The following is a 12,590-nucleotide window of genomic DNA, read 5'->3' as shown; positions in this document are numbered from 1 at the left end:
CCAAACCCTTATTCTTATGAATCATCCCCGTTATCTTTTTCCCGAGGACTATATGGCCGATCCCTCGGCCAACGTGTTTAACAACCGCATCTATATCTACCCCTCCCACGACAGGGACAGCGGCTCTGCCGAGGACGACGACGGCGGTCACTTCGAGATGCGCGACTACCATGTGCTCTCGCTCGACCAGGTGGAACAGGGTCCCGTGACCGACCATGGCTGTATTCTCTCGCTCGAGCAGGTGCCCTGGGCCGGCCGTCAGATGTGGGACAACGACGTGGTGGAGAAGAACGGCAGGTACCATCTCGTCTTTTCGTGCAAGGATAAGAACGATGTTTTCCATCTCGGTGTGGCCGTAGCCGACCGCCCCGAGGGCCCCTTCGTTCCCCAGCCCGACCCCATTCGCGGCTCCTACAGCATTGACCCTTGTGCCTTCAAGGACGACGACGGGGCCGTTTATGTCTATTTCGGCGGCATCTGGGGCGGCCAGCTCCAGTGGTATCGCGACAACAAGATGCTTAAGGCCGAGCGGTTGCCCGAGGGCGATGAGCCCGCCCTGCCCGGCCGGGTGGCCCGTCTCACCGACGACTGTCTGCAGTTTGCCGAGGCTCCGCGCCCCGTGCCCGTCGTCGATGCCCAAGGCCGTCCGTTGCGGGCCGACGACCCGCAACGCTTCTTCGAGGCCAGCTGGATGCACAAATATCGGGGTCGCTACTACTACTCCTACTCCACGGGCGACAGCCATCTGCTTTGCTACGCCACAGGCGACAACCCTTATGGCCCTTTCACCTACCGGGGCGTGATTCTCGATCCCGTGGTGGGCTGGACCACACACCACTCTATAGTCGAGTTCAGGGGCTGTTGGTACCTGTTCTATCACGACTGCGTGCCCAGCCGTGGTACCACTTGGCTGCGTTCGCTCAAGGTGCAGGAGCTGTACTACGACGAGGACGGCGCCATCCAAAAGGTGAGCAATGACTGATTTTTGGCAAGGAAAAGCCCTCGTCGGCGTGGAAAAAGGGGCGGACGTGCAGAATGCTGTCATATTTTGTGTAAATTTGCATCGGTAAAACCATGCCGCCTAACCTTTTCACCTGATGAGGAGAATCTTTTTATTATGGCTCTTTGTCCTGGCCGTCGTCGGTCAGCGCTTGCAGGCCCAGTCAGGATATTTCTATGATTCAGACCGGGTCTCCAGTAATCTCATTACCCAAATCATTCAAGACCGTGCCGGCCAGATATGGATTGCGAGCGACCGTGGACTGAACAAGTTCGACGGCTACCGTTTCACCAGTTACCTGCACAATTCGTCCAATCCGCGCTCGTTGATGAGCAATGCCGTGTCATGCCTGTTTGTCGACCGGCAGGGCAACCTGTGGGTGGGAACCGGTGACGGCCTCATGCGCTACGAGCCCCACTCCGACGACTTCCAGCCCTACGCCGAGCCTCATCAGCCACGCATCAGCAGCATGGTGCAACTCCCCGATGGCCGGTTGCTGGTGGGCACGGCCGGCTACGGCCTCTTTTCCGTGGACGAGCAGAACCACCGGCTGACACCAGTCCACGGCTATGCCAGCAAGGCCGAGGACCATTATTACAGCCGCATCTTCATTGACGGGCAGGGTAATTTCTGGCGGGGCGGAGCCAACAACGTGTTCACCTGCCGCGATCGCAGCGGCCGCATTGTCGAGCGCAGGCTGGGTCAGGGCAAGGTCGAAGCCTTCATTGGCTATGCCGGGGGCGTGCTCATTGCCACTCGCAGCAGTCTGTTCTTCGTCAAGAACGGCCGGCTGGCCGAGTGCCCCATCGACGTGAGCGAGATGCTGGCGGCTCATGCCACCTACAAGTCGATGGCGACTGACCATTGGGGCAACCTCTACATCGGCACGCTTGGCTCCGGTCTCTTCATCGTGCCCAAGGGGCAGCGCAAGGCCCAGCGCGTGGCCAATCCCATTTCATCCTTCAATCTGAACACGGCCAACGTCTATGCCCTCTTTGTCGACCGCACCAACAACCTCTGGGTGGGCTGCCAGAAGAAGGGCGTACTCATGATTCCCGACCACAAAGCCATCTTTTCCAACTGGGATTTTGCCGCCCAGGGGCATCCCGTGGGCTCGTCGGTTTCGTCGGTCTGCTTCGGCGACGGGGGCACGGTGTGGACGGTGGTGCAGAACAATGGAGTCATTGGTTTCAACCGTGAGGGCCGCATCACGGCCCACCCGGCCTCGCCGGCCAACGCCTATTCCATCTGCCGCGACCGCAAGGGCCGCTACTGGCTGGGGGCCGGGCGCGGGCTCTACAGCTACAATCCGGCCACCGGCGGCTCGCAGCTCGTGGCACCGTCGGATGGCGATTTCGTGAACCAGGTGGTCGAAGGCAGCGACGGCAATCTCTATTTCTCCACTTTCGGCAAGGGCTTCGGCGTCTACAACCCCGACACCCGGGCCGTGCGTCATTACTCCATGTTCCAGAAGGGCAGCCCCGATGGCAGCCTCTGCAACGACTGGATACACTGCATGCTGCCCACCGCCGACGGCATGATATGGCTCGGCACGTCGTCGGGCCTCTCGGCCTACAACACGCGCATGGGTAGCTTCCGCCTGTTGCCGCCCGACTTCTTCGCGGGTACATCTGTCACCGCGCTGGCCCGCAACACCGACGGCAACATGGTGGTGGGCACCGGGAAAGGCCTCTACCTGCTCGACGTGCGCCGCCGCCGCATGCTGCCGTTCCCCGGTGCGGAGACCTTGAGGGACGAGGCCTGGCGCAGCATCGTGGTGGAACCCAACGGCGATTTCTGGTGTGCCACGTCGATGGGCATCTGGCAGTACCAGCGCCGCCGCCGCAAGTTTGTGGGCTATGTCCACGGCAACGGGCTGTCGTCGCGCGAGTATGTGTCGAACACCGAAGCCAAAGGCCCCGACGGGCGCGTCTATTTTGTCACCGGCTCGGGCCTCACCGTGTTCCGCCCCGCCGACCTCGACCGGGCCAAATGGACGCTCGGCGAGATTCACCTCACCAACTTCCTCATCAACGGCGAGCCCATCAGCGGCTCCACCCTGTCGTATGGTTCGCAGATTGCCGACGGCCCGGTCTTCGACAACAACCACTTCACGCTGTCCTATCAGGACGACAGTTTCGTCATGGAGTTCTCGTTGCTCAACTACAACAATGCCGAGAACATCACCTATTACTACCGCATCAACGGTGCCAGCAAGTGGCAGCACACGGGCGAGGGCGTGAACAGCGTGGCCTTCAACCACATGGAACCGGGCTCCTACAGCATCGAGGTGCGCGCGTCCGACTATGGCATGCTCTCGCCGGTCAAGGTGTTTACGGTGGTCATCCGCTCGCCGTGGTATAGCTCCACACTGGCCTGGATGGTCTATCTGCTGCTCATCGGCGCCTTCGCCTACCTGGCCCTGTTCTACTATAACCGGCGTAAGACCCACCAGTTTGAGGAAGACAAGATGAAGACCCTCATCAATGCCACCCACGACATCCGCTCGCCGCTCACACTTATCATGGGTCCGCTCCACTCGCTTATGAAGCGCGAGGGGCTGGATGGCGCGGCCCGCGAGGAGCTGAGCCTCATCGAACGCAACGCCAACCGCATTCTTTCGCTCGTGAACCAGATACTCGACCTGCGCAAAATGGACAAGAAACAGATGCACCTGCACTGCCAGGAAACCGACCTCGTGGCCTTTGTGGGCGGCGTGGCCAAGATGTTCGAGTTTGCGGCCCGCGAGCGCAACATGGAGTTCCGCTACGAGCATCCCGAGGGTAGCCTCATGGCTTGGGTGGACCGCCAGCAGTTCGACAAGGTGGCGAGCAACCTGCTTGCCAACGCCTTCAAGTACACTTATGACGGCGGCATCGTCACCCTGCGCCTCAGCGAGGGCCACGACGGCGAGGCCGGCACGCCGCTGGCCCACTATGCCCGGCTGGAAGTCGTCGACAGCGGCGTGGGCATCAAGGAGGGCAATATAGACCGCATCTTCGACCGTTTCTTCCAAGGCGTGGGCAAGGGCAGCGCGCATGTCGAGGGAACGGGCATCGGATTGAACCTCTGCAAGATGGTGGTGCAGATGCACCACGGCACCATTCATGCAGCCAATCGCACCGGCGCGCCGGGCAGTGTGTTCTGCGTGCGCATACCGCTGGGCAACAGCCACTTCACGGCCGAGGAGCTCAAGCCCAAGGAGGAGCCCCCCATGCCGGAGAAAAGCGGCAGGAAACGCACGGGAAACTACCGGGTGCTCATCGTCGACGACGACCCCGAGATACGCCTCTACGTGGCTCGGGAGCTGGGCGAATACTATAAGTTCGAGACGGCGGCCAACGGCAAGGAAGCCCTGAAACTGCTGCTCACGGAGCATTTCGACTGCGTGGTCTCCGACGTGATGATGCCCGAAATGGACGGCCTCACCCTGTTGCGCATGATAAAGACCAACAGCAACATCAGCGACGTGCCGGTTATCATGCTCACCTCGAAGAGCGACGTGCAGCACCGTCTGGAGGGTCTCAAGAAGGGGGCCGACGCCTACATGGCCAAGCCCTTCAGCCTCGAAGAGCTGCACGTCACCATCAACAACCTGGTGAACAACGTGCTGCGTCTGCGCGGCAAGTTCTCCGGCGCCCAGCAGCAGAGGGACAGAGTGGTCGACATCCAGGTCGAGGGCAACGACGAGCAGCTCATGGACCGCATCATGAAGAGCATCAACGAGAACATGGACAATCCCGAATTCAACGTCGATATGCTCACCCGCGAGGTGGGGGTGAGCCGCGCCCAGCTGCACCGCAAGCTCAAGGACATGACCGGCATCCCCACGTCGGAGTTCATTCGCAACATCCGTCTCGAGCAGGCGGCCCGTCTGCTGTGCGAGCAGAAGCTCAACATCGCCCAGGTGTCGCTCGAGGTGGGCTTCTCCAACCAGGCCCATTTCTCCACCGTCTTCAAGAAACACTTCGGCATGTCGCCCTCGGAATACATCGTCCGGAAAGGCGGCAAGTAGCCGCCCCGGGGCCTCCCGCCCGTTGCAGGAGGCCCGCGTGCCCGTTCGGCCCCGTCGCGCAACCTCCGCGACGGGGCCTTTTCGGTGGTACAATTGCGCCGTAACGGCCGCGCGATTACGCCGTGACGGCTGTGCGATTGCGCCGTAATGGCCGTGCGAATACGGCTTGTTTCTTGTGGCATATCCCCGCTTTGGCGTGCACGTCATGCGGCTGCCAAGGCCCCCGCAGGGAGAATCTACAAAAACAAAATCATCTGAAACAAATCGAAAAGCCCGTAACACCCTCCGTTCATTACCTTTGCAACAGTTTTATAAAGACCTAATCATCAACAACAAAGACCCAGAGGTTTATGAAGAAAGAACTATTACTCAGTTTGGGCTTGCTGGCCATGATACCCGCCGGACTGCGCGCACAGGCGCTGGTCAGCGAGGGATTCAACGCCGAGCAGACCAAGACGGCCACCGACGTGGGCTATTATGAGTTTATCAACCAGCTCGAAGGAGACAAGTGGGACCTAAGCACCGCCGCCAAGAGCGAGGGCGCCGGCTCGCTGCATTTCTACAACAGCGACGCGGCGGAGGGCACCACGTGGCAGCGCTCGGTGAAATTCCGCAACCTGCCCATCGAAGAAAACACCACGTATCGCGTGACCTACTACGTGCAGGGCTCCAAAACCTACAACCTGGACGGCACAAGCGACAAGGGCACCAAGGTGGACTGCAAGCTCATGCAGGGCGTCGAGGACGACGACCTGCCCTTTATTTCGCCCGGCGGCAAGGAGTTCCGCTACAACGACACGGGCTTCGACGAGAACGGTTTCACGAAGTTCACGCACATGTTCTATTACAAGGACGCAGCCACCCAAGCCGCTTATTACAAGGCCAACAGGAACAGGGAGATGGCGGCCGAGGCCAAGGACAAGTTCTTCCTGGCCCTGAGCGTCTACAATCCCGGCGACTTCTATCTCGACGGCGTGACGGTGGAGAAGGCCGGCGTGAGGGCCGTCACCTTCAACTACGACGTGATACGCGTGGACTTTGGCTTTGCCACCAACAACAAAGAACTGCTTGCCGCCGCCGGCGTGGACAAGCTGGTGCTGCCCGAGGGCACCTGCACCGTGAGGATGGACGGCAGCGAAGTGAAGGTGCTCACCACCGAACTGCATCAAGACGGCTACCTCTACGTGTTCCTCGACGACCGGTATCCGCAGACCGGCAACGAGCGGATCGAGGTGAGTTTCAGCAATCCCACCGATGCGGCCTACCAGCTGAAGTACAGCGGCGACATGGCCCCCGAGGGCGTGGTGCCCAATTTTGCGGGCGAGACCGGCGCGCTGGACGCCAACATTACCGACATCAACAGCTCGGCTTACGACCTGCCCGTGATGAAAACCGCCGACCCCGAACAGGGCAGCTTCAACCTGCCGGTGGTCCAAAAGGAGTTCAAGATGAGCTTCAACAAGAAAGCCGATGCCTCCCGCATCGAGGCCACGCTGGACGGCGAGAGGCTCACCGTGACGCCCAACGAGGGCTTTGCCACCGACTTTACCTTTACCCGCACGGGCAGCGGCGACCTCACGGCTGGGCAGCACGACCTGACGGTAACCAGAGTCTACCCCGAAGCCATGCTCGACGAGGCCGTATTTACCAAGGTTACGCTGGAGCTCAGCTTCGGCCAAGTGAGCGGAGACCCCAACGACACCGCCTACTACGTGATGGCCGACAGCATCACCCAAGCCATTGCGGCCAAGGGCGAGGGCACCATCCCCATGGGCTGGTCGGTCTATAACGGAGCCACCGCGGTGCCCCAGGGCACCAATCCCGGCAGCGGCCCGCGCAGTTTCAAGTTTGGCGAGGGCGGCGACTTCGTGGGTGCGCTCTATCTGCGCACGGCGGCGGCCGACGACGGTGGCTGCGGCATCTATGGCGAGACCGAGGGCTACGAGGTGAAACTCGAAGCCGGCAAGAAGTACAAGCTGGCCTACAACGTTGCCGCCTGGAAGGGTGCGCCCTATGTAAAGTTCCAGCTCATCGGCCCCGACGGCAGCGACGCCCTGAGCCGCGTGGATGCCGCACTGCCCAACATGAACGGCTCCAAGGGCACCGTCTCGGGCTCGACACGCGTCGAGGTCAGCCTGCAACCCAAGGCCACGGGCAACTACAAGCTGAAATGGACACCCGCCACCGATGCCGACGGCAAGCAGGGAGCATGGGTGGAGGTGTTGCTGGGCAACGTGCGGTTGCAGTATCTGCCCAATGTGATGGGCGTGGAAGAGACCACACAGCTCAACAATGCCCTGGCATTGGCCAAGGCCGCACTGGACGAGAATAAGGCCGAACGCTATGCCGGCACGGACTTCGACGCGCTGAAGGCCGCCGTCGAGGAGATCGACGGCAAGGTCTACACGGCTCCGTCGGTCTACAAGGCCGTCACGGCACGCCTCACCATGGCTGCCACGGCCCTGAAAGACCACCGCGTGCTCTGCGACACCTACGACCCGATGGTGGAGGCTGCCCAGAAAGCCCGCGACATGCGCACCGGCACCAAGTTTGAGAACCACAGCTCTTACGCCAACGTGGTGGCCGCAATTGCCAAGTACGAAGGCAAGGTGCTGACCGACAACGACGAGCTGAAGACCGCCATCGACGAGCTGAAAACCTCGACCGCTGCCGCCACCAACATCGGCCGCGTGGTAGAGACGCTCACGGCTTCCATGGTCAGCGGGCTAGCCGTGGCCCAGAAACTCGGCTCCGCCACCGACGAGCTCGCAGCAGCTGTAAACCGTGCACTCACCGACGATGCCGACGTGAAGCAGCAGGTGAAAGACGCCATCAGGCAGGGACTCTATGCCCAACTCAAGGACCCCAACAACACGCTCTTCGCCGAGAAGACCGACGAGACCACGCTGGAGAACTATGTGGACAGTTTCAACTGCTCGGTATTCGTGAACAATCCCGACATCTATGTCACTGCTCCGGGCGATGTGGCCGGTGTGGTGAACTCCGAGAACACGCCGGGCTGGACCATCACGCCGGGCGAAGGCTGGACAGGAGGCTTCGTCTACCACTACCCATGGGGTGGCAACGCCCAGTACAAGTATGCCAAAGGCACCTGCGACGTGGCCAACTCGATGATTGCCTCGTGGGGCTTCGGCTACACGGCCGAACAGCAGATTACCGACTTGCCGGCCGGCACCTACAATGTCTTCGCACGGGCTTTGGAGCGTGGAAGCGGCAACACCGACATCTACTTCCATGCCGTTACCTCGGCCAAGGACGACAGTGTGATGGTGCCCCAGGCCGCGGCCAGCGTGGAGCCCTCGCTCGACAACGGCAAGTATTGCGCCATCAAAGACGTGGTGGTGACCGACGGCCAGCTGAAATTGAAGTTCACCTGCGGCGCAGACACGCGCTCGTTCTTCGACGGTGTGCTGCTCGTGCTCAAGGGGTCGGCCCCGGGCTACGACTATGCCACGGGCATTCGCGGCGTGGTGGACAACGGCGGTGCCGGCGTAACCAGGGAGGAATACTTCGACCTCTCGGGCCGCAAGCTCAATGCCGGCACGGCCACGGGCGTGACCATCGTGAAGCAGACCTTGAGCGACGGCCGCGTGCTGACCAAAAAAGTGCTGAAAAAATAGGATAGGACAGACCGGCCCTACGACCGTGGGGCCTCCGACGGGCGCCGGCGACTCGCAGACAGCGGGCTGTCGGCGCTGTTGTTGGGGGAGGCGGTGCAAATGCGGTGTTTCCTGTCGGATGAGACAAATAGAAAACAAAAGAAAACATGCGGCTGGCCCGTTGAGGCGGCTTTTCCTTATCTTTGCACCACCAAAAACATCCAAACATGACCATGACACCAAACCATCAACTCATGAAGTCTGCAAGATTCCTAACCCTACTCATGGCGGCCGCCTTCTCGGCCGCGGCTGCAGGACAAACGGCGCATTTCAAATACTTCAGCTATCAGGGCCGTGATGCCCGGTTCGACAAGCCGCTGGACGCGACCGGCCAGTATCTCAACCCCGTGCGGCTGGGCTTCTATCCCGACCCCTCGGTGTGCCGGGTGGGCGACAACTATTACCTGGTCAACTCCTCGTTTTCGTTCTTTCCGGGCGTGCCCCTGTCGGTAAGCAAGGACCTGGTGAACTGGAAACTGCTGGGACATGTGCTCGACCGGCCGTCGCAGTTGCCGTTGGACGGGCAGCGTGTGTCGGGCGGCATCTACGCGCCGGCCATCAGTTACAACCGGAAGAACAAGACTTTCTACATGATTACCACCAACGTGGGCCGCGGAAACTTCTATGTGAAGAGCAAGAACCCCGCCCGGGGATGGAGCGAACCCATCTATCTGCCCAAGGTAGACGGCATTGACCCCAGCTTCTTCTTCGACGACAACGGCAAGGGCTACATCGTGCACAATGCGCCGGTGACCGGCCAGACCGAGTACAGCGGGCAGCGGGCCATCCGCCTGTTCGAGTTCGACGTGAAAGGAGATTCCATCAAGGGCGACTTCAAGGAGATACTGCGCGGAGGCACCCACGTGCAGAAGAATCCGATATGGATAGAAGGCCCGCACCTCTTCAGGCGGGGCGGCCACTACTATCTGATGTGTGCCGAGGGCGGTACGGGCGACTGGCACAGCGAGGTGGTGCTGCGGGCCAGGCAGCCGCAGGGCCCCTGGGAGGAGTGTCCACACAATCCCATCCTGACCCAGCGGCAGGGACTCGACCCCGACCGCCCCGAAAGGGTGACCTCGGCCGGGCATGCCGACCTGGTGGAAGACCAGACCGGACAGTGGTGGGCCGTATTCCTGGCCTGCCGCCCCTATGAGAAAGACTTCTACAACACCGGCCGCGACACCTATCTGCTGCCCGTGACGTGGAAGGACGGCTGGCCCATGATACTGGAGAAAGGCAAGGCCATTGCCACCGTGAACGACATGCGGGGCATCCAGACGCGGCTCAAGACGGTGAACCGCCAGCGCGAAGACTTGGTGTCGGGCAACTTCGGCTATGCCGACGGCTTTGCTGCCGACACGCTGGACAGCCGTTGGTTCTTCCTGCGCAACCCCTCGGACTTCTGGAAATTGGGCAATGAAGGCCTCGCCATCAACGCCCTGCCCGCAAGCGTGTCCGAGCGCGAGAGCCTGTCGGCACTGTGGGTGCGCCAGCAGCACACGGCGTTCACGGCCGAGACGCGGGTGGACTTCTCGCCGCGGACAGACGCCGGGCTGGCCGGATTCGCCCTGTTGCAGAACGAGGAATACAACTTTGTGTTTGGCAAGACCTGGCTGGACGGCCGCACGGCCCTGGCCCTCTACCGCACGGAAAAGGGCAGGACGCTCATCGCTTCGGCCTTTGTTCCCGACAAGGCCGTGAAGTTGAAGATAGAGGGCCGCGGCCGCTACTACGACTTTTGGTACGCCGTGGACGGCGACGAGGCGTGGAGTTTGCTGGCCCGCGGCGTGGATGCCGTGAACCTGAGTACCCACCGGAGTGGCGGATTCATCGGGGCCTGTATCGGCCTCTATGCCACCACCAAGAATCAGTAAACCTGTGAACGCTTGGATGAAACGCGCCGGACTGCTGTTCGGACTGCTGGCCTGGACGCTCTGGAGCCGGGCCGACGACGGCCGTCTGCTGTGGCTGGGCGGCACCGCTCCGGACTCTCCCTGCCGGGTGAAGGTGCGGGGGATCGGGCCTACGGCTCCGCATGCGACGGAGACCACGGTGGCCTTGGCCCGTGAGGCACTGGCCGACGGCTATCGTGGTTCGGATGTCACGCTGGTGCTCGACACGGCGGCGCGCCTGGGCGACGGCTTCCGGCTGCAGGGCCCGCGCCCGGCCACGGTCACGGCCAGCAGTGCGGTGGGGTTGCTCTACGGAGCCTACGCCCTGCTGCGCCGCCAGAACACACAGGCGGAGACCGGCCCTTATGACTGCATGGAGCGTCCGGCCCTGACCCTGCGCATGCTCGACCACTGGGACAATCCCGACGGGAGTGTGGAGCGCGGCTATGCCGGACGGAGCATTTGGAAGTGGGAGCAGATGGCCGCCGGCCGGATGAGCGACAGTCTGCGGGCCCGTCTCTGCCTCTACGCCCAGGCCAATGCCTCGGTGGGCATCAACGCCGTGGTGCTCAACAACGTGAATGCCAGTCCGAAGATGCTTAGCAGAATCTATCTGGACAAGGTGCAGGTGGTGGCCGATTTGCTGCGTCCCTATGGTATTCGCGTGTATCTGTCTGTGAACTTTGCCTCGCCAATGGCCTTGGGTGACACGCGCACGGCCGACCCGCAGAACGCCCGTGTGCGACGCTGGTGGCAGCGGAAGGCAGCCGAAATCTATGCCCTGATGCCCGATTTTGGCGGGTTTCTGGTCAAGGCCAACAGCGAGGGACAGCCTGGTCCGGGCGATTACCACCGCACGCATGCCGAAGGAGCCAACATGCTGGCCGATGCGCTGGCCCCTTACGGGGGAAAGGTGGTGTGGCGTTCGTTTGTCTACGGCGCAGGTCACAGGCATGAGGATCGTGTGAAGCAGGCCGTCTCGGAATTTGCCGGACTGGACGGACTGTTTCGCGACAACGTGATGTTGCAGTCGAAAAACGGGCCGCTCGACTTCCAGCCACGTGAGCCCTATGCCCCCATCTTCGACCGGATGGAGCGTACATCGCAGCTGGCAGAGCTGCAGATTACACAGGAATACCTGGGCCAGTCAAGGCATCTGGTGTATCTGGCACCGATGTGGAAAGAGTTCTTTGAGCAGGTGAAGCCGTCGCGGTTAAAGGGTGTTGCCGGCGTGGCCAACGTCGGCGACACGGCCAATTGGTGCGGGCACCCTTTCTCACAAGCCAACTGGTATGCCTTCGGGAGGCTGGCCTGGAACCCCGAACTCTCGGCCGAAGCCATTGCAGACGAGTGGTTGAGGCAGACCTTTCACACGGCGGACGCACGCTTCCTCGCTCCTGTGGGCATGATGATGATGACTTCGCGCGAGGCTTGCGTGAACTATATGATGCCCTTGGGACTGCACCATCTCTTCAAGTTCGACCATCACTATGGGCCGGAGCCCGGTGGCTTCAAGGCCAGTTATCCGCGGGAGTGGTGTCCCGTGTACTACCACCGGGCCGACTCGGCCGGCATTGGCTTTGACCGAACCGTGGCCACCGGCAGCGGAGCCACGGCCCAATACCGCGAGCCCTATGCTACGCAGTACGAACGGCTGGAGACCTGTCCCGAACAGTTGCTGCTGTGGTTCCACCATGTGCCCTGGGACTACCGCATGCAGTCGGGCAACACTCTGTGGCAGGAACTCTGCTGCAAATACCGGCTGGGCGTGTCGATGGTGGAGGTGTATCGTGACTTTTGGCGCAGCTCGACGCGCCCCTATGTCGATGCCGAGTGTTGGCAACAGGTGGACGGACTGCTGCAGGTGCAGCTGAACGACGCTCGGGAGTGGCGTGAGACATGCCTGGACTATTTTCAAACTTTCTCCCATCAACCCATCGAATAGACATGACACGGTTTGGAAATCTGGCAGCCGCCCTGCTGATGGCCGCTCCAACGGCTCA

At 61.5% G+C, this 12,590-nt stretch carries 5 protein-coding genes; all 5 read left to right on the top strand.

Translation table 11 applies throughout. The annotated features are described in order from the left end of the window. The first annotated feature begins 16 nt into the window (after positions 1-16). Entirely contained in the window at positions 17-982 is a 966-nt protein-coding gene (locus PREDE_RS08680; protein WP_005846589.1) for a glycoside hydrolase family 43 protein, read from the top strand. Between the two features lie 115 nt (positions 983-1,097). After that, positions 1,098-5,015: a hybrid sensor histidine kinase/response regulator transcription factor gene (locus tag PREDE_RS08675; RefSeq protein WP_005846587.1), complete on the top strand. Its 3,918-nt coding sequence runs from the start codon at positions 1,098-1,100 to the stop codon at positions 5,013-5,015. A gap of 350 nt (positions 5,016-5,365) precedes the next feature. Then, positions 5,366-8,656 carry a hypothetical protein gene (locus tag PREDE_RS08670; RefSeq protein ID WP_005846586.1) on the top strand — a complete coding sequence of 1,097 codons (3,291 nt, stop codon included), beginning with the start codon at positions 5,366-5,368 and terminating at the stop codon, positions 8,654-8,656. A gap of 206 nt (positions 8,657-8,862) precedes the next feature. Continuing rightward, positions 8,863-10,569 carry a glycoside hydrolase family 43 protein gene (locus PREDE_RS08665; RefSeq protein WP_005846584.1) on the top strand — a complete coding sequence of 569 codons (1,707 nt, stop codon included), beginning with the start codon at positions 8,863-8,865 and terminating at the stop codon, positions 10,567-10,569. Positions 10,570-10,585: 16 nt separating this feature from the next. Continuing rightward, positions 10,586-12,532, top strand: coding sequence for an alpha-glucuronidase (locus PREDE_RS08660; protein WP_005846582.1), 1,947 nt, complete (start codon positions 10,586-10,588; stop codon positions 12,530-12,532). Positions 12,533-12,590 lie beyond the last annotated feature (58 nt).

Origin of the sequence: Prevotella dentalis DSM 3688 (assembly GCF_000242335.1) — a bacterium.
GTDB lineage: Bacteria > Bacteroidota > Bacteroidia > Bacteroidales > Bacteroidaceae > Prevotella > Prevotella seregens.
The sequence above is the reverse complement of the archived record's forward strand: the minus strand, read 5'-3'. Positions and strand labels throughout refer to the sequence as shown.